Source organism: Streptomyces apricus (assembly GCF_008369065.1).
GTDB classification, from domain to species: Bacteria; Actinomycetota; Actinomycetes; order Streptomycetales; family Streptomycetaceae; genus Streptomyces; species Streptomyces apricus.
Genome location: NZ_VDFC01000066.1, coordinates 8498 through 27338 on the forward strand (window position 1 = coordinate 8498; position 18841 = coordinate 27338).

General features: G+C 72.8%; 10 protein-coding genes and 2 pseudogenes. 6 read left to right on the top strand and 6 right to left on the bottom strand.

Translation table 11 applies throughout. From position 1 onward, the window contains the following. Together FGF04_RS33240 and FGF04_RS33245 are read right to left on the bottom strand one after the other, a co-directional pair. The coding region (locus FGF04_RS33240) for a beta-ketoacyl synthase N-terminal-like domain-containing protein (protein WP_149515122.1) at nt 1–1333 on the bottom strand (1333 nt) is incomplete at its 3' end. Beyond that, the gene (locus tag FGF04_RS33245) at nt 1326–10154 is read right to left on the bottom strand and encodes a non-ribosomal peptide synthetase (protein ID WP_149515111.1); all 8829 of its coding nucleotides are present in this window, start codon (nt 10152–10154) and stop codon (nt 1326–1328) included. The genes FGF04_RS33245 and FGF04_RS33240, both read right to left, overlap by 8 nt. A gap of 545 nt (nt 10155–10699) precedes the next feature. On the opposite strand from FGF04_RS33245, the gene FGF04_RS33250 reads away from it, so the two are divergent. Further along, nucleotides 10700–12040, top strand: coding sequence for a phthiocerol/phthiodiolone dimycocerosyl transferase family protein (locus tag FGF04_RS33250; protein WP_149515112.1), 1341 nt, complete (start codon nt 10700–10702; stop codon nt 12038–12040). A 56-nt stretch (nt 12041–12096) separates the two neighbouring features. After that, nucleotides 12097–12615, top strand: coding sequence for an RNA polymerase sigma factor (locus FGF04_RS33255; RefSeq protein ID WP_149515113.1), 519 nt, complete (start codon nt 12097–12099; stop codon nt 12613–12615). A 105-nt stretch (nt 12616–12720) separates the two neighbouring features. Here the strand turns inward: FGF04_RS33255 and FGF04_RS33260 are convergent, their stop codons facing one another. Then, the gene (locus tag FGF04_RS33260) at nt 12721–13314 is read right to left on the bottom strand and encodes a PAS domain-containing protein (RefSeq protein WP_235882623.1); all 594 of its coding nucleotides are present in this window, start codon (nt 13312–13314) and stop codon (nt 12721–12723) included. Between the two features lie 931 nt (nt 13315–14245). Here FGF04_RS33260 and FGF04_RS33265 point away from each other — a divergent pair. Beyond that, nucleotides 14246–15514, top strand: a complete 1269-nt coding sequence (locus tag FGF04_RS33265; RefSeq protein WP_149515115.1) for a helix-turn-helix domain-containing protein — start codon at nt 14246–14248, stop codon at nt 15512–15514. A 288-nt stretch (nt 15515–15802) separates the two neighbouring features. On the opposite strand, the pseudogene FGF04_RS42170 reads toward FGF04_RS33265, so the two are convergent. Continuing rightward, nucleotides 15803–16177 (bottom strand): annotated as a pseudogene (locus tag FGF04_RS42170) (transposase); the annotation flags it as partial. Nucleotides 16178–16239: 62 nt separating this feature from the next. Between FGF04_RS42170 and FGF04_RS40375 the strand changes: the two are divergent. After that, complete coding sequence (locus FGF04_RS40375) at nt 16240–16389, top strand: hypothetical protein (protein WP_188114344.1); 150 nt, start codon at nt 16240–16242, stop codon at nt 16387–16389. 108 nt (nt 16390–16497) lie between these two features. Here FGF04_RS40375 and FGF04_RS33275 read toward each other — a convergent pair whose 3' ends face one another. Further along, nucleotides 16498–16899: a peptidase inhibitor family I36 protein gene (locus FGF04_RS33275; RefSeq protein ID WP_149515116.1), complete on the bottom strand. Its 402-nt coding sequence runs from the start codon at nt 16897–16899 to the stop codon at nt 16498–16500. A gap of 443 nt (nt 16900–17342) precedes the next feature. Between FGF04_RS33275 and FGF04_RS40710 the strand changes: the two genes are divergently transcribed. Further along, nucleotides 17343–17672, top strand: a complete 330-nt coding sequence (locus FGF04_RS40710) for a hypothetical protein (protein WP_149515117.1) — start codon at nt 17343–17345, stop codon at nt 17670–17672. Nucleotides 17673–17724: 52 nt separating this feature from the next. Here FGF04_RS40710 and FGF04_RS33285 read toward each other — a convergent pair whose 3' ends face one another. Beyond that, complete coding sequence (locus FGF04_RS33285; RefSeq protein ID WP_149515118.1) at nt 17725–18288, bottom strand: hypothetical protein; 564 nt, start codon at nt 18286–18288, stop codon at nt 17725–17727. 348 nt (nt 18289–18636) lie between these two features. Between FGF04_RS33285 and FGF04_RS40715 the strand changes: the two are divergent. Continuing rightward, nucleotides 18637–18841, top strand: a pseudogene (locus FGF04_RS40715) (IS5/IS1182 family transposase); the annotation flags it as partial.

Genomic DNA, 18841 nt, shown 5'->3' on the forward strand with positions numbered 1-18841 from the left:
CCAGGATGACGTGGGCGTTGGTGCCGCCGATGCCGAAGGCGCTGACGGCGGCCCGGCGGGGGTGGTCCTCGCTCGCGGGCCAGTCCTCCAGTGCGGTGGGCACGCGGAAGGGGCCCGAGGCGAAGTCGATGAGCGGGTTGGGTTCGTCGAAGTGCAGGTTCGGCGGGRTCTGCCGGTGTTCCAGGGCCAGGATCGCCTTGATGAGCCCCGCGATGCCGGCGGCCGCTCCCAGGTGGCCGATGTTGGTCTTCACCGAGCCGAGCGCGCAGAAGCCGGTGCGGTCCGTGCTCTGCCGGAACGCCTCGGTGAGCGCGGACACCTCGATGGGGTCACCGAGTTTGGTGGCGGTGCCGTGGGCCTCGATCAGGCCGATGGTGTCCGCGTCGACCTCGGCCTGCGCCTGGGCGGCGAGGATCACCTCGGTCTGCCCGGCCGAACTGGGCGCGCTGAAGCCGACCTTGCGGCGGCCGTCGTTGTTGACGGCGCTGCCGCGGATGACGGCGCGGATGCGGTCGCCGTCGGCGAGGGCGTCCTCCAGGCGCTTGAGCACGACGGCTCCGACGCCGTCGCCCGAGGAGGTGCCGGCGGCGTCCGCGGCGAAGGCGCGGCAGTGGCCGTCGGGCGAGAAGGGACCGTCGGGGACGTGCCGGTAGCCCAGCGCGGCCGAGGGGTTCAGGGACACGGCGGCGGCGAGCGCGGTGTCGCAGCGGTGGTCGAGGAGGTCCTGGCAGGCGGTGTGCACGGCGACGAGCGCCGTGGAGCAGGCCGTCTGCAACGACACGCTCGGCCCGGTGAGGCCCAGTTCGTAGGAGATGCGGGTGGCGAGCGTGCCGAGGGAGTTGGCGGTGGCCGCGTGCACGAGTTCGACGGAGCCGGGCTGCCCCGCGTACTTCGGGTACACGTGGGCGGGGTAGTAGCGGCTGTCGCCGCTGCCCGCGTACACGCCGAACGTCTCGTCCGTGCGGTCGCCGCGGAGCCGGCCCGCGTCCTCCAGGGCGTGGTAGGCCGTCTCCAGCAGCAGCCGCTGCTGGGGGTCGATCACGGCGGCCTCGGCGGGGCTGTGGCCGAAGAAGCCGGCGTCGAAGCGGTCCATGCCCTCGACGACGGAGGCCATGCGCACGAGTGAGGGGTCGTCGAGGTCTTCCTGCCTGCCGCCGGCGGCGAGGAACTCCTCCTCGGTGACGGGCCGTACCGACTCCCGGCCGGCCGCGAGGTTGTCCCAGAAGGTGTCGATGTCGTCGGCGCCGGGGAAGCGGCCCGCCATGCCGATGACGGCGACGGCGGGCACCTCCTGGTCGTGGGCCGCGTCGTACGGTGCGGTGGTGTCATGCATGGCCTCGGTCCTTCCCGTGCCGGGCGGCGCGGCGGGCGCGGGCCGCCCGCTGGCGCTGTGCTTGTTCCTTGGCGCGGTCCAGGCCGCCGGGGGCGGTGTCGGCGGACCGTTGTGCCGCGGGGGCGGCGGTCTCCCGCCCGGCCGGTTCGGCGGGCGCCGACGGCTCCGTGACCGTTCCGGTGCCGGCGGCGGTACGGGCCGACAGGTGGCGGGCCAGGTCCCGGACGGTGGGGTGGGCGAACAGGTCGACGACCGAGAGGTCGGTGCCGAAGGCGCTGTTGACGGCGCTCTGGGCGGTGACGAGCAGCAGGGAGTTGCCGCCCAGGTCGAAGAAGTTCTCGTCCCGGCCCACCCGGTCACGGTCCAGTACGCCGCACCACACCTCGGCGAGCCGGTTCTCCAGCCGCCGCAGGTCCTCCCCCGCGTCCGCCCGGTCCCGCCGTGCGGTGGTGCCCGCCGAACGCAGGATCCAGTCCTCGCCCGGTCCCACGGCGCGGGCGCCGTCGGCCGCCGCGCGGTACAGGGCGCCCAGGTCGGCGCCGTCCTCCAGTGCGACGCGTGCGGCCGGGCGGCGCACCTGGCGGACCGGGGCCACCACGTGGCTGCGGACCCAGGGGGCGGTGCGGTCGGCGCCGATCAGCAGGTGCGGCTCGTCCAGGGTGCGGGCCAGGTCGTACGAGCGCAGCGCGGCGGGGGCGTCCAGCAGCCGGTAGCCGCGGGCCTCGGTGAGGGCGGTGAGCCGGTAGCCGCGGCTCGTCCCGCGCTCGCGCCACATGCTCCAGGCCAGGGACTGCGCGGGCAGGCCGAGGCCGCGGCGGTGCTGGGCGAGGGCGTCCAGGTAGGCGTTGGCGGCGGCGTAGGCGGCGTTCATGGCACCGCCGAAGTAGCCGTTCACCGAGGAGAACAGGACGAAGGAGTCGACCGGGTGGTCCGCGGTGATGCGGTGCAGCGTCCACGCGCCGCGCGCCTTCGCCGCCAGTGCCCGGCGCCAGGTGGCGGCGTCCAGGTCGTCCACGGGCCGTTCGACGAGGGCTCCGGCCAGGTGCAGCACCGACGTGAGCGGTACGCCCCAGGCCTCGGCGGCCGCGTCCACCGCCGCCCGCACCTGGTGTTCGTCGGTGACGTCGGCGCAGGCGTAGCGGACGTCGCCCGCCTCGCGCAGCTTCCGCAGGAGCTGTCCGCGGTCCGGTTCGCCCGCGCCCGCGTGCGCGTCGAGTTCGGCCGGCGGTGTGCGGCCGACGACCAGCAGCCGGGTCCCGGGGGTGCGCAGCAGGTGGGCCGCGACCTCGCCGCCGACGCCGCCCAGGCCGCCGGTGAGCAGGGTGAAGCCGTCGCGGGCGGGCGGCTCGGTGCGGGACGGGGTGTCGTCGGGCAGGGGCGCGAGTCGGCGTACGTGACGGCGTCCGCCGCGGTACGCCACCTCCGCGCTGTCCACTGCGGCCCCCGCCTCGGCCAGGAGGACGGGCAGCGGGTCCTCGTCGTCGTGCGGCGCGAGGTCCAGGTGCGTGCCGCGCAGCCGGCCGGACTCCTCGGTCAGCGACTTGAGGAGGGCGCCCGCCATGGCGTGCACCGGGTCCGGGCGGTCCCCCGGGCGTACGGCCTGGGCGCCCGCCGTCACGTACACGAGGTCGACGGGGCGCTGCCGGCCGGGCCGGGCGGCGAGGGCGCGGGCGAGGACGAGCAGTCCTTCCGCGGCGGTGGTGTCGTACGGCGCTGTTCCCGCGCCGGGCGCGCCGTGCGGCGCCGGTTCCGTGCCGGGCTCTTCGGCCGGTGCCGTCCGGAGGGCTTCGGTGCCGCGCAGGCCGTCCAGGTGGAGGACCGCGTCGACCGGGCGCCGGTCGCGTTCCAGGCGCGTGAGCAGTTCGGTGAAGTCGCTCTGCTCGGTGGGCCGGACGCGGTAGCGGGCGGCGTCGAGCCGGCCGTACGACGGCCCGTCGGTCACCACGGTGCACAGGCCGCCGCCGGAGCGCAGTGCGTCGGCGAGCCGTCCGGCGAGCCGCTGGACGCGCGGGTCGCCGCCGGCCAGCACGACGGTGTGCCGGCCGCGGGAGGCCGCGCCGCGGGCGGGGAGTTCCGCGCGCTGCCACACCGGCCGCAGGAACCAGTCGGGCACCGTGGCGGCGCCGCCCAGGAGCAGTTGGGCGCCGCGGACCTCCTCGTCGAAGTCGCCGGCCTCGAAGCCCTTGCGCAGCTTGGTGCGCTGGATCTTGCCGATCTCGGTCTTGGGGATGTCGTCCGCCGCGACCGGGATCAGGAAGGCGGGGCTGACGCCGATCTCCCGGGTCACCTTGCCGGCGATCTCGCGCAGGACGCCCGCCGTGTCCCGCTCGGCGGCGTCGGGGGCGAGGTGGAAGAAGAGGGCCAACTCGTCGGTGGGCGACGCGGGGTCGGAGCGCACGGCGACCGCCGCGGTGTAACTGCGCACCACGTGCGGCAGTTCCTCGACGCAGGCCTCGATCTCGTGGCTGTAGTGGTTGACGCCGTTGACGATGATGACGTCCTTGACGCGGCCGGTGATGTAGAGCTCGCCGTCGCGCAGGAACGCCAGGTCGCCCGTGTCGAACCAGCCGTCGTCGGTGAACGCCTCCGCGTTGGCGGCCGGGTTGTCGTGGTAGCCGCCGGTCACGGAGGTGCCGCGGACCTGGAACCGGCCGGCGTCGCCCTCGGACAGGACCGTGCCGGTGTCGTCGACGATCCGCATGGCGAAGCCCGGGTAGGGGCGGCCGCAGCTGACGAACGTGCCCTCGCCGTCCACCGGTTCGCCGGGCAGGACGGCGTCGGTGACCACCGAGCAGGTCTCGGACATGCCCCAGCCGGGGTGCATCACGTCCTGCGGCAGGCCGAAGGGCTTCAGCGTGTGCAGGAACCGGCGGGCGGCGGAGGCGACGACGACCTCGCCCGCGTTCATCACGAGCCGCACGGACGACAGGTCCCAGGTGCGGTCCGTGAAGCGGTGGGCCTCCTCGGCGAGGAGCCCGAAAGCGAAGTTGGGCGCCCAGGTGACGGTGACCCGGTGCCGGTCGGCGAGGTCCATCCAGCGCAGCGGGTCCTGCAGGATCCAGGAGGTGGGGGCGTGGATCTGGCGGCAGCCCAGGTACACGTCCCGCAGGTGGAACATCACCACTCCGGTGACGTGGTCGAGCGGGATCCAGTTGAGGGAGACGTCCCCCGGGCCCAGGCCGTTCAGCTGCTCGGTGGCGGCGGAGCGGGTCAGCACGTTGCGGTGGGTGAGCCGCACCGCCTTGGGCAGGCCCGTGCTACCGGACGTCATCAGCATCAGGATGAGGTCGTCGGGCCCGGCGGCGTACCAGTCGTGGTCCTCGGGTGCCTCGCGCAGCGTGTCGGCCGTGGTGAGCCGCAGCCCGGGCCAGTCCTGCCGGGCGGCGAGGTCGCGCAGTGCGGCCTCGCGGTCCGCGGAGCACACGATCCAGGGCCGGCCGAGCATCCGCCAGATGCCCTCCAGCTTGGTCAGCGCCGCCGAGGGTGTGTCGTAGGAGGCGGGGACAGTCAGCGGGACGGCGACGAMCCCGCCGAGGACGCAGCCCCACAGCACGGCGAGGAAGTCCTCCGTCGCGTCGCACTGGAGGATGACCTGGTCGCCGGGGCGCAGGCCCGCCCGGCGCAGGCCGGCCAGGACGCGGGACGCTTCCGGGATCAGGGAGGCGTAGCTGCGGCGGTGTTCGCTGCCGTCGGGGTGGACGTGGACGATGTCGCCCTGCCCCCGCTCGGCGGCGCGGCGCAGCGCCTCGGCCCAGCCGGACACGGAGGGTTCCGCCAGTGCGGGGCCCTCGCTGAGCGCCGGGACGGCGGGCGCACCGGGCGGGGCGGTCGTCCGGTCGGCCGGGACGGGCCCGGCGCCGCGTTCGGGCAGGCCGGTGTGACGGCGCCCCAGTTCCTCGGGGGTGTTCTCCAGCGACACCTCCACGGCGGTGACGCCGGGGACGCGCTCCAGCTGTTCCCGCCACGCTCCGGCGGTGGTGCGGTCGACGGCGGGCAGCGCGCGCAGCGCCTCGGTGTCGAGGACGCCGTCGGTGTCGAGGGGAAGCGCGTTGACCGCGGTGACACGGACCGTCTCCCGGCCCGCACGGGCCAGGACGTCCTCGACGCGTTCCGCGGCGTCCGCCCGTGCGGGCACCACGTACAGGCGCGGCGCGGCGCCGTCGTCGCCGGGCAGGGCGCTGGCGTCACGGATGCCGGCCACGGAGCGGGCGGCGTCCTCCAGTTCCGCGAGGTCCGCCGGGGCCGGGTCGGAGGCGGGGGTGCGCGCGGGAAGGGCCGGCAGCTGTCCGACGCGGACCCCGGGGTCGGCGCACACGGTGCGCAGGACGTCGTGCAGGGCCGCGGCGAACGCCTCGGCCGTGCCGGTGTCGTACAGGTCGGTGGCGTACTCGACGTGCAGCGCGAGGCCGTCGGGGGCGCCCTCGGGGGTACGGCGTTCCGCGACGTCCACGAAGAGGTCGAACTTGGCGGTGCCGGTGGCGGTGGGCCGCAACCGGGCCCGCCTGCCCTCCAGTTCGAGGGTGGCGGGTTCGTTGTTCTGCAGGGCCAGCATGACCTGGAACAGCGGGTGGCGGCCGGGCACGCGGCGCGGGTTGAGCTCCTCCACCAGCCGGTCGAAGGGCAGGTCCTGGTGATCCAGGGCGGCGAGGTCGGCGGTGCGCAGCCGGCCGATGAGGTCCCGGAAGGCGGGGTCGCCGGAGGTGTCCGCGCGCAGGACCACGGTGTTGGTGAGCAGACCGACGAGGTGGTCGAGGGCGGGTTCGGTACGGCCCGCGACCGGGGTGCCGAGGACGATGTCCGCACCGGCACCGCACCGGGTGAGCAGGGCGCTGACGGCGGCGTGGAGGACCATGAACAGGCTGGTGTCCGTGCGGTCGGCGAGGCTCAGCAGATCGCGGTGCAGGGCCGCGTCCACGGCGGCCTCGACGTGCGCGCCGCCGCCGCGCGGCGCGGCGGGACGTGGCCGGTCGCCGGGCAGGGTGCACTCCTCGGGCAGACCGTCCAGTGCGGTGCGCCAGTAGGTGGTGAGCCGTTCCAGCCGGCCGGTGCCCTGCGGTGCGGGGGCCAGCAGGGCACGCTGCCACAGCGCGTAGTCGGCGTACTGGACCGGCAGCGGGGCCCACTGCGGGGCCCGGTCCGCGCGGCGGGCCGCGTAGGCGGTGCTCAGGTCGTCGGCGAAGGGGCGCAGCGACCAGCCGTCGGCCGCGCTGTGGTGCAGCACGAGCAGCAGGCTCCGGTCGGTTCCGGTGCCCAGCAGCCAGGCGGCGAGGGGGCTCTCCGCGGTCAGGTCGAAACGGTGTCGCGACGCCGCGGCGGCGTGGGCGGCCGTCTCCGCGGCGGGGCAGTCGACGCGGTGCAGCCGCGGCCGCAGTGCGCCGGGGGGCATGATCCGCTGGTACGGCACGCCGTCGTGCTCGGCGATCACCGTGCGCAGGATCTCGTGGCGGTCGGCCAGGTCGCCGAGTGCCGCGTCCAGTGCCTCGGCGTCGAGGTCGGCGTCCAGGGCCACGAGGAGCGGGATGTTGTAGGTGGCAGCTCCGTCGTCGAACCGGTTGAGGAACCACATGCGTTCCTGGGCGAAGGACAGCGGCACGCGCTCCGGGCGTACGGCGTCACCGAGGGCGGGCCGGGCCGACGCGGCGCCGGAGCGTGTGTCGAGCAGCCGGGCGAGGGCGGCCGGTGTCGGCGTGTCGAACAGGACCGTGATGGGGATGTCGGCGCCGGTCTCGTGGCGCAGGCGGGCGAGCAGGCGGGTGGCGAGCAGGGAGTCGCCGCCGAGGTCGAAGAAGTTCGCGTCGGTGCCCACGCTGTCGCCGGGCAGCTTCAGCACGTCCTCGAAGAGGGCGCAGACCACCGCCTGTTGCGGCGTACGTGGGCGGGTGCCGGACGCCTGAGCGGTGAAGTCCGGTGCGGGCAGCGCCTGGACGTCGAGCTTGCCGTTGGCGGTCAGCGGCAGCGTGTCCACGGGGACGCAGGCGGCCGGGACCATGTGTTCGGGCAGGTGGGCGGCGGCGTGGGCGCGCAGTTCGGCGGGGCTCGCCGGGGCGTCGCCCGTCGGGACCGTGTAGGCGACGAGCTGATGGGCTCCGTTGTCGGCGCGGCGGGCCACCACGGCGGCCCGGGCGACGTGCGGGTGGGTGGCGAGGACGGCCTCGATCTCGCCGGGCTCGACACGGAAGCCGCGGATCTGCACCTGGGCGTCGGCCCGGCCCAGGTAGTCGAGGGTGCCGTCGGGGCGGCGGCGCGCCAGGTCGCCCGAGCGGTACATGCGGGTGCCGGGCGGGCCGAAGGGGTCGTCGAGGAAGCGCTCGGCCGTCAGGCCGGGCCGGTCGAGGTAGCCGGCGGCGACCCCGGCGCCGGAGACGTACATCTCGCCGGTCGCGCCGGGCGGCACCGGCTGCCCGGCGGGGTCGAGCAGGTGGACGCGCAGGTCGGCGAGCGGGGTGCCGATGACGCTGCCGCGGCGCGGGTCGTCCAGGTCGGCCCGGGTGATGCGGTGGTGGGTGACGTGCACGGTGGTCTCGGTGATGCCGTACATGTTGACCAGTGCCGGGCGGTCCAGACCGTACCGGTCGGCCCAGGGGCGCAGGCGTGCCGGGTTGAGGGCCTCGCCGCCGAAGACGACGTAACGCAGGGCGCCGCTGCTCGGTACGCCGCCGTCCCCGGTCCGTTCTGCGTCGGCGTCGGCGTCGATCAGCTGCTCGAACGCGGACGGCGTCTGGTTGAGGACGGTGACGCCCTCGCGGCGCAGCAGTTCCAGGAAGTCCCTCGGCGAGCGGCTGACGGCGTACGGGACGACGACCAGGCGGCCGCCGTGCAGCAGGGCGCCCCAGATCTCCCAGACGGAGAAGTCGAAGGCGTAGGAGTGGAAGAGCGTCCACACGTCGTCCGGGCCGAAGTCGAAGTGCTCCGCGGTCGCGGCGAACAGCCGGACGACGTTGGCGTGCGGGACGGGTACGCCCTTGGGGCGGCCGGTCGATCCCGAGGTGTGGATGATGTACGCGATGTCAAAGGGGCCGGTCGGCCCGTGCCGGTCGGCGTCGGTCAGGTCGTCGGCGCGGCGGGCGGCGAGGTCCCTGGTAACCTCCGGGTCGTCCAGCAGGACGGCGGGGACCGTGTCCCCGGCGAGGTGGGCGTGGGCGCGCTCGGTGACGAGGGCGACGGGGGCCGCGTCCTCGACGACCAGGCGCAGCCGCTCGACCGGATGGCCGGGGTCCAGCGGGAGGTAGGCCGCACCGGTCTTGAGGACGGCCAGCAGGGCGGGCAGCAGCCGGGCGCCGCGCTCCAGGGCCAGCGCGACCACACGGCCCGGGCCGGCGCCGCGTTCGGTCAGCAGCCGGGCCAGGCGGTTGGCCTCGTGGTTGAGTTCGGCGTAGGTGAGCTGTTCGTCCCCGCAGGTGACGGCGGKCCGGCCGGGCGCGGCCGCCGCCCGCTCCTCGAAGAGCGCGGTGAGGGTCCGCTCGGCCGGACACGTGCGTACGGGGGTGTCGCGGGGGTGCTCGCCGGGCAGCAGGACGTCCAGGTCCCGCAGCGGCGCGGCCGGCTCGGCCCGGGCCAGCTCGCGCAGGAACGTGAGGAACCGGTCCCGGTGCAGGGCGAGTTCGTCCTCCTCGTACAGGGCGGGGTTGGCGTCGAAGGCCAGCCACAGTCCGCCGGGCACGGCTGCGGGGCGCACCGAGATCTGCAGGTCGTCGACCGCGCCGCCGGACAGGTGGTGCCAGGTGGTGGGGTGGCCGCCGAAGACCGGTGACTCGTCGAACGGGACGATGTTGAGGACCGGTCCGTACAGCCGGCGTCCGGTGCCCAGCAGGCCCAGGTCGCGGCGCAGGTACTCGCCGCGGTACCGCTGGTGCCGGCGCAGGGCCTTCAGCTCGTCCGCGACGGCCCGTACCAGGTCCTCGACGGGCGTGTCGGGGGCGGCGCCCACGCGCAGCGGCAGGACGTCGGAGGCGGTGCCGGGGGTGCGCAGGGCGGCGCTGCCGAGGCGGCTCATCGTGGCCAGGCCCAGCACCAGGTCCCCGGCGCCGGTCATCCGGTGCAGGTACCCGGCGGTGGCGGCGGTCAGCAGGTCGGTGCGCGAGACGCCGAGGCGGGCCGCCGCGGCGTCGAGGGCGCCGGCCTCGGCGGGGTCCAGCTCGGCGGTGCGGCGCAGGAAGGGGGCGGTGGCGGCGGCCGACCGGGAGGTGAGCCGCACGGGCTCCGGCAGTCCGGCCAGGCGCTCCGTCCAGTGGGCACGGTCGCGCTCGTACCGCTCGGAGGCGCGGTAGGCCTGCTCCTCCGCCAGGAGGCGGCCCACCGGCGCGAATCCGGAGGGCGCCGGCTCGTGTCCTTCGGCCAGCGCGTTGTACGTCTCGGCCAGCCGCCGCCCGAGGAGCTTGTAGCTGTAGCCGTCCAGCAGGATGTGATGGGCCCGCAGCAGCCAGATGAAGCGGTCGGGGGCCAGGGTCAGCAGGGTGTGCGAGAACAGCGGGCCCTTGTCCAGGTCGACGGGGGCCGCGAGCTCCGTGCGGATCCAGTCCCACGCGGCGGCCCCGGGATCCGGGGCACCGCTGACGTCGGCCCGGTGCAGGGGCCAGTCGCCGGCGTCCACGGCGGGATGGCACCGGGGTCCGTCGGTGTCGGCGAAGCGCAGGGCGAAGGTGTCGGCCTCGGCGACGGTGCGCCGCAGCGCGGTCTCGAACAGGCCGGTGTCGAGCGGCCCGTGGATCTCCACCGCTTCCGCGGTGTTGTACGCGGCGCTGTCCGGTGCGAGCCGCCCGGCGTACCAGAGGCCCTCCTGGGCCCCGGACAGCGGTCGACGTTCGTCCTCCTGCAGTGACATGGCACAACCCTCACGTGACGAGCCGTAGGTGTCCCGGACGGCGAAGACCCGGCCGGATCGGACGGGTGCGGCCATCGCTCCGTGCCGCCCGCGCATGTGTGTACGCGCCGGGCCGGCCCACGGGGCGGAGAAGGGAGGTCGCACACCTGGGGGCTCGGCGAACCGCGTCGCCCGGCCCCGGATTCACAGCACCTCACGGTGGAATGCCGGGGCCGACCGGGTCAAGCCGGGAGCGGGTCTCCGGTCGGCGATTCAGGTGTTTCCCTAATTCGCGCGGTGCGAGGGAGTCGATCCGCGCGGTGTCAGGAGGCCGACCCGCGCGGCGCGGGGGGAATTCCGGCGCGCGTTCCCGTTTCAAACCAACCTTTAGGGAAAACAAGCGAATTCGCTCCGGCGCGGTCCCTCGAATGGATTCGACCGTGCTTCCCGGTGCACTCTCGGAACAGACCCCTCCCCGATCCCGCGGACCGCCGGCGGCAGGCCGCTCCCGGACCATGGGCACCCGAAAGGGAACAGGAATGAACGACGGAAGGAAGGCTGACGGCATGGACCGTGCGCTGTGTCCGGTCGAGTCGCTCTACGTGGGACAGAGAAGCAGGGCGTTCCTCTCCTGCTCCCTGCGCGGGCACGTCGAGGTCGAGGCGCTGTCGGCCGCGTTCGACGCCGTGACGGAGGCCAACCCGACGCTGCGGTCGCGCATCGTGCCGGACGGCACGGGCCACGCGCTGCGTCTGCTGGACGGGGCCGAACGGCCCCGGCTGGCCGCCCGCACCGGCGACCAGGAGGAGGCCTACGCCACGGAGCTCAACAACCCCCTGCGGGTGGGCGGTCCGCTGAGCCGTGCGGTCCTGGTCAGCGCACCGGACGGCGAACACCACACGTTCTTCCTGGTGGTGGACCACACCGTCACGGACGGCCACAGCAGCATCGCCCTGCACAACGCGCTCTGGGACCACTACCGGACGCTGGTGGAAGGGGGACACACCGACGCGTCCACCGCCTCCGCCGGCTCCGTCCTGCCCCGATGGCCGCAGCCGGTCAGCCTGCTGCTGCCCGCGGCGGACGCGGCCGACACGGCCGCATACCTCGAAGGCCGTGTCGAGGACGTGAGGCGGAACCCGGTCGACCTGGTGCCGTACGACGTGCAGGGTCCGGCCGAGGCCGGCCACGGGGCCGACGCGGGAACGGCCGGTGACGGGCGCATCGACGTCTGCAGGCTGACCCTGGACACAGAACTCACCACCGGCCTGCGCCACACGGCACGCCGGTCCGGCGTCTCCGTGCACGCGCTGGTCGCCGCGAGCCTGCTGACCGCGGCCAGGCGGCGCCTGGACGGCGCCGGCCCCCGCACTCTCGGCTGCCTCTCCCCCGTCGACCTGCGCTCCCGGCTGTCCCCGCCGGTCCCCGCGTCCGCCCTGGTGCCCGCGGTCACCACCCACCTGCAGACCCTTGAGGTGTCCGAGACCTCGGACCCGATGGAGACGGCGCGTACCGTCCACGCGCGCCTCACCGACTTCATCTCCCGCGGCGACCACTTCCGCGAAATGCGCATCACACCGGAGATCCCCCGGAATCCCGCACTGCAACTGGCGACGGTGATCGCCACCAACATGGGTGTCGTCCCCGGCCCCCGGCTGCCGGACGGGCTGCGGGCGGTCGACGTCCGTCTGGTGCCGGCCCGCGAGCACTACTTCCCGCAGGCGGGCCGCAGCCCCGTCATGGCGTGCGTGGTCTCCTTCGACGGCCGGCTCGCCATCGAGTTCCCGTACTACACCACCTGCTTCAGCCCGTCCTTCGTACGGGCCTTCCGCGACGACGTGCGCAGCGGACTCCTCGCCTTCGCGACCGTGGCGCAGTCCGAGCCCGTCCACGCGGCCGCGGGCTGAGTACCACCCCGCCGCCCACGCACCCCGACCCGGCGTCATAAGGAGCATTCCCCGGCATGACCACCGTCAGCGAACTCCCCTCTCCCCTGACGCTGCTCCCCCGAGCCCGGTCGGGCGACGAGGACGCCATGAACCGCCTGCTCACCTCCATCAYGCCCTACGTCGCCCGCATCTGTCGCTCCGTCACCCACGACGACGGTGCCGACGCCACGCAGGAGGCACTGCTCGCCATCTACCGCGGCCTGGGCACGCTGCGGGAACCGGCGGCGTTCTACGGCTGGGTGCGTTCGGTGACGATCCGCGAGGCGGTCCGCACCGCCAAGCGCTACGGCGAGGAGCGGACCTGCTCGCAGATGGAGTCCCGGCAGGAGGCGAACCCGCTGGACGCGGTGCACATCAACGACGTGCTGGAGCGGCTGTCCCAGGCGCACCGGCAGGTCCTGACCCTGCGTGCCTACGGGCTCAACGAGGAGGAGATGGCCGAGGTCCTGGCCCTGCCCGTGGGCACGGTCCGCTCCCGCCTGTTCCGTGCCCGCCGCCGGTTCCAGGAGGCGTGGCAGCCCGCGGCGGCGTGACGCGGACGTCCGGGCCGTCCCCGGGCCCACCATCGGGGCGACGCCGACCGGGCGAGCGATGACGGGGCCCGTGGGCCCCGTCCCGCACTGCTTCCGCTTCTTGTCCTACTTCTGCTTCATGTCCTGCCTCACGCGCTCCGGAAGGACGCGCGGCGGCCACTGGCCGACGGCGAACATCCCGAGCGCGTGCGCACGCGCCACGAGGGCGGGACGGTTCGGGGCGTCGAACCTCCGCAGCATCTGCCCGACGCGGTACTCGATCCCTTGGCGGCTCAGATAGAGGCGGGAGGCCAACTGCACCGTGGACTCGCCACCGGCCACACCTTCCAGGACCTGTGCGTCGAGAGCGCTGAGCACGGGACCGCCGGCGGACACCGGTTCGGCCTCGTTGCGCCGCGTCCCTCCCGTGTGGTGCAGCAGAACGACGACACCCGCTATTTCACCTGAGGGTCTCCTGACGGCCGTCCCTGTCAATTGCGCAGAAAAGGCCAGACCGGCGCCGTCCCGGCCCGTCACCTTTTCCGTGAACCGTCGCCGCCGGCCCGAGGAAAGCGCGGCGAAGTGTTCCTCCAACCGGGCGGGAACGGTGGAACGGAGGAGGTCGAGAAGGCTCGATCCGCGTATCTCGTCGGTATCGAGGCCGAATCGACGGGCGAATGCGGGATCGGCCGCCCTGACGGTCAGGTCCGCCGGGGACACCTGGGCCGTGCAGGCATTCCATGCCGTGGCACCGTGCGGTGCGCTCCTCTGGGTGATGTCGCGGGGCGCGCCGGGAGCCGGCTGTGCGGCCCGGTGCTTCTTGCGGGGCGAGGCGTCGGGGAAACTCGTGGTCGCCACGGACGTACCGTCCTTCTTCCTGCTCGTGGGGGGCGGGGAAGGGTGCGATCGCGGAGTGGGCCGGGTGTGCTGGGTGCCTGGGTATCGGCGGGCGTCCGGCCGAGGCGCGCCACCTCGTCGGCGGCGGGGGCCTGGTGTTCCGCGTCGCCCCGGGCACACCGGCAGGGAGCGCCGGATTCCCGGGTCGGACCTGGAGCGGGGGCGTCGGCGCCGGGCCGACCCCACGATCACGTTGTCATGTCGACAACCGTCACGTAGATAACGTTGTCAGAGCCATTCGGCCTCACCGTCGGCCGCTGTCGCGAAGTCGACCGGGGCGGGACCGGGGCCGCAGCGCCGGAACCCGGCCGTTCGCACGCCTGGAACGTCCGGTCCGCCGCTCCTCCCACGGTCGGCGCGAATCCGGTGACCGCGGGTAGCCGGACGGCCGGCCTTCGCGAGGAGCCCGGTCGGGCGTGACACAGCACGAATACCTCCGTGAGACGAGTAGGGGGACATCGCATCAGGACGGCACCATCGCTTCGAGACTAAAGGGCGCCACCCACCTTGACAAGGGTTTGCCAAGCAACGTGAGCAGTCTGTCAACTCCCTTACGTGCGACGTTCTTTCGGCATGCGCGACCACCGGCCGACAGGCGTGCCGAACGACCGGCGCCAGGCATGAGCGGGTCAGTCGACCATCGTGTATCGGCTTGCCGCCCCCTCGGGCCGCTTCGTAAAATGTTGACAGCTCCACGCGCCCGCCGGGCGGCCTGCACCGAAGGCCCCGCGGACCGCACACCTGAGGGAGGGAGATGCTTGAGCAGCCGCACTTCGGCCGCCGGCTGAGGAGACTTCGGCTGGAACGGGGCATGAGCCAGGCCGGCCTCGTCGGAGAAGGCTTGTCGACGGCTTACCTGTCACGTCTTGAGTCGGGTGAACGGCCCCCGACCGAACGCGCCGTGGCCTACCTCGCCCAGCGGCTCGGCGTCGAGGAGTCGGCACTGGCCGGACCCTCGGAGCGCAGGTCCCTGACCGAGGTACTGGCCGCCGTGGCGTCAGCGCCGTCCGGCACGGACGAGACGGCGGCGCTCAGCCAGGCGGTCGAGGCGGACACGGGTGAGGATCCCGCGGCGCGCTGGCAGGCCCTGTGGCTGCTGAGCCGCGCCGCCGGACGCGACGGCGACCACGAGAGCGAGCGCGTCCGGCTCCTGGAAGCCATCGAACTCAGCGACCTGTTGCAGGCGGCGGAGCTCCGGGCACGGTCGCACGCGCAGTACGCACGCTGTCTGTGCGCGCTGGGTGACATGTGCAGCGCGGAACCAGCGGCTCGGGAGGCACTGTCGATCGCACGCGCCGAGCAACTGCCGGTGTCCGACACCGTGGCGGCCCTGATGGTGCTGATCAGCATCGAGACGGAACTGGGCCGACTCGAAACAGCTGGGCGGCATGTCCACGAGCTGGAGCGGGACCTGCTGCCCGGGGCCGGTCCGGCCCAGGCCGCCGAGGCGCTGTGGACGGCCGCCGTGGTCAGCAGCCGTCAGGGCGACCACGCCACCGCCCGGTCCAGGCTGGAGCAGGCCCTGCACCTTCCGCAGCGCCGGCCCGACGTGGCTTTCTGGGCCCGGCTGCGGGCAGCCGCCACCGCCGCGGCGCTGCAGATGTCGCCGCCGCATGTGGACGCGGCCGAGCGCTGGTTGAGCGAGGCCGCATCCGTCCTGGCCGTGATCGGCACTCCCCTGCAGCGACAGGAGCTGCGCGCGCTCCAGGCCCATCTCGCTTTCCACAAGGGTGAATTGGACGAAGCCCGCGAACTGAGCCACGGCCTTCTGTCCGAGGGCGACCTGCGCCTGTCCTACCGGGACAAGGTACGGTTGTCGGCCCTCGACGGCCGGCTCATGATCCTGGCGGGCAGCGTCGACGACGGCATCGCGACTCTGCAGGAGCTCGGCCGCCAGGCCGCGGACTCGAAGAACCTCGACCTGTCGGCCCACATCTGGCAGGCCCTGGCCACCACTTTGGCCGACGTCCACGCTGCTTCGAATACCGGCGAGAGTGCAAGGGCGAGTGCAGGAGCAGGCTGAGACCGGCATGGACGTCGCGTGGTTGCTCCCGGGGGGGCATCCGCTCAGCCAAGTCGGCGTGCGTTCGCCGACCGGCTCGATGCCGACGTCGCCGTCGGCGAGGCGTCGGTGGCGGTCCCAGGAGACGACCACGACACCCGTCGCCGCGGCGAGCCGTGCGGCGAGAGCGGACCAGCCCGATGCGCCGATGCCCATCAGGTGTTCCGTCGGCATAGTCCGGGGCACCGCCGGCGGCCCTCAACGAGCAGCTGTGACCAGCGCTGTCGCAGCAGGGCCCGTGCTTGTGCCCTACTCCAGTCCGCGCTTGCCCGGTGCCCAGAGCGGCTTGGTGAGTACCGCCTGCCGGTCCCATCCGGCCTCGCGTACCAGCACTTGGAGGTCCTGACAAAGGCGCTGCACATGCCGGTAGGTGATGAGGCAGGTGGCGAGGCCGAGAAAGGCCTCGTGGATGTCGTCGCGCCGTTCCCAGCGGATGCGCAGGCGGCGGAAGCCGTGCAGCCAGGCGATCGTTCTCTCGACGACGTACCGAAAGATGCCCAGGCCGGTGCCGTGGGGCTGGCCTCGTTCGGCGATGACCGGGCGGATGCCTCGCTGCCACAGCAAGCGCCGGTACTTGTCGTGGTCGTAGCCGCGGTCGGCGAGCAAAGCGCCGGGTCGGCGCTCTCGCCCGGCAGGCCGCGTGGCGGAAGGAGCGGCAGGAGGCGAGCGAGGAGCTGAAGGCGCAGGTGTGGCTGAACGCCGACACCAGCCGCCGACTGCGCGCCATCGCCTCCCGCACCGGCTTGAGTGCCGAGCAGATCCTGGCCCAACTCGCCGACCGGGTCCGTATGGACGAAACCGGCGCCTTGACCGTCCACACCTTCGCTCCACACTGAACGTCGCGCTGCGTGTCAAGGCGATGTACCGCGGCGGAAGGCCGTGCCCCGCATCCGCACAAGGATTCGGGGCACGGCCTGATAGGACCGATATCCAGCGAGTGCGGGCTAACAGCCGTTGTAGGCAAGGACCTTGTAGCTCTCAGCCCTGTCGTTGGGTATCACTATTGGAACGTCGAGGCGGGGGCTGTAACACCTCAAGCGTTCCCCCGTGCCGCCATCGCCGTCGTACAAGGCGATGGAGAAGCGAGTTCCGTTCGAGAGGCTGCTGATCTCGTTGTCGCCGTCCCAACCGTCGATCTCCCCGACAGTGCCTATGTTTGCCTCGGCTTCCATGTATATGTTGAGGTACTGGTCCCCGCGATAGTAGGTGTCCTCCCACATGCAGAGATGGCTCTGATCGCACACAGTCGCCGTCTCGGATGCTGAGGCGGGCGCGACTGTGCCAGCAGCGAGGCCGCCTACGAGGCTTGAGATGGCCGCAGCGGCGGCAAGGAATTTCTTGGTCATCAGCTCTCCTGGCTCACACGAATGGCAATGCCACCTGCACCGCCTGACATAGGTATAGCGAGCCGCGTATTGTTCACCTTCGAGCTTTGGCACCGAACAAACAACTCCTGAAAAATGCGGCAATACAGTCGAGCCACGGCCCGTACGAGAGCGACCCCAAGGACCTCGTCGTCGAGCAGTGGACGGCACGGCATCGCGAATGGCGACGCGTGGCCGTTCTGATGGAAGAGGAGGACTGGGCGCTTTACCGTCCCGAGCAGGACGTGCAGCGCGCACCGCCGGGTTGGAGCCCGGCAGGTTCTGCGCCGGGCCGTGGTCGGCGCCCGTACTCGCACCGTCGACCGCGGGCCCGGGCGCGACCGCAGGCGTGAGCGTGGTGATGTGCAGGCCGGACGGGAGCGGGAGCGCCGCGGCAGCAGAGCGGGTAAGGAGCGGGCCAGTGTGTGCAGGTGGCCCAGGACGGTCCGTCGGTCGTCGCGGAAGTCGGCGCCGGTGCGCCAGATGAGCATCAGCAGGTCGAACAGCGCCTGGCCGGCGAACAGGAGCGTGGCGGGGACCGGTCGGCCGACCGCGGGATCGAGCAGGATGCGGTGCAGGTCCAGGGCAGCCCGGGCCGCAGAGGCCGGACCGCCCGGGATGGAGCCGGGGTGGCGGGCAGCGCTCGCGAGGGTGCCGAGGTAGAACGCGCGCAGTTCCGTGCGGGCCAGAGCAGTGAGTACGGCGGGCACGTCGGCGGTCCAGGCGTTCGAGGGCGGCAACTTCAAGCGGCCTAACGGTGGGACCTGGCCGCCGTCGAGCGGCCAGGTCCGGTTCACATCACCGCGATCAGCTCATGCGTACGCAGGGCAGGCCGTAGGATCCGTAGCCGCCTTCCGGCTTGTGATAAAACAGCTCGGCGCACACCGTGGACCCGGCCGCAACGGGGGCCGCGATCCTCCCGAAGACCGTCTGGCCGGGGAAGTGGTAGTTGCGGCCGTTGACGTCCCAGCCGCCGCCGGCCTTCCAGTAGTGGATGTGGTAGGTGCCGTTCGGGGGGAACAGCGGGGAGCCAGGGTAGTGCTCGGATTGGATCTGCCCGTCGACCGCGCGGATCCACAGGTTGTTGTTCCTTCCGCTGTCCGCCGCTGCCGGCGTCGTCGTGCTAGCGATGAGGCCGGCAGCGGTGCCGAGAACGGCCAGGAACATGGCAGCGCGGCGATGGACCTTGAATTGCTTCTTGGGTAACTGTGCCGAGCCGGGCTCCAGCGGCCTGTTCTCTGTTTTCTCCCGATTCACAGAAATCCTCCAGACAGGATTGAACCTAGATGGTTGCGTTGCATCCGCAGTGACCGGCCCGCCCTCGCCTTTTCCGCTCCAGACGACGGCGCCTGTGATGCCGGTGGCGGTCACCGGTACGAACCACGACGGAAAAGACTCATGTGAAGCCCATCGAGACCCTCGGTGGATCGTGTCGATCCACTCGGCGCACCGTCGCAGTCGTGGGTTGCAAGACCTGAGTTTTGGCGGCCCGGCGATTGTCAGGCAAGGAGGAGCGTCCTTCTCCGGACAATCGAACACTCCGGACAAGTCTGTGAGCAGGCGTTCCATGCTTGAGCGGGGATGAGGGCGTACCGCTCGGGATGTGTGCTCTGGAACGCCGAGTGCACGGTCCGGGACTGCCCGCCCGGGATCACACCCCAACTCCGTGGCTCCACTAAAGGGTGTTGCATAAGGCCGTGAACTGGGCATCTCCGGTGTATGGCTGGGGTGCTGAGGGCTGAACGCGTGTGGGTGGAGACGTTCACGGGGCTGCGGTGGCAACAGTTCGGGCGGCTGCTGAAGGCGGTGCGGGAGCGGGGTGGCAACGGCACCCTGCAGGGCAGGCCATGGGCTCTGCCGCTGGCTGAGCGGGTCCTGATCGTGTCTGTCTACTACCGCACGAACCTGACCATGCGACAGCTCG

Coding starts and splice junctions, on each gene's coding strand:
- FGF04_RS33275 (WP_149515116.1), bottom strand. CDS start 16,899: ATGACCAAGAAATTCCTTGCCGCCGCTGCGGCCATCTCAAGCCTCGTA.
- FGF04_RS33250 (WP_149515112.1), top strand. CDS start 10,700: ATGGACCGTGCGCTGTGTCCGGTCGAGTCGCTCTACGTGGGACAGAGA.
- FGF04_RS33265 (WP_149515115.1), top strand. CDS start 14,246: ATGCTTGAGCAGCCGCACTTCGGCCGCCGGCTGAGGAGACTTCGGCTG.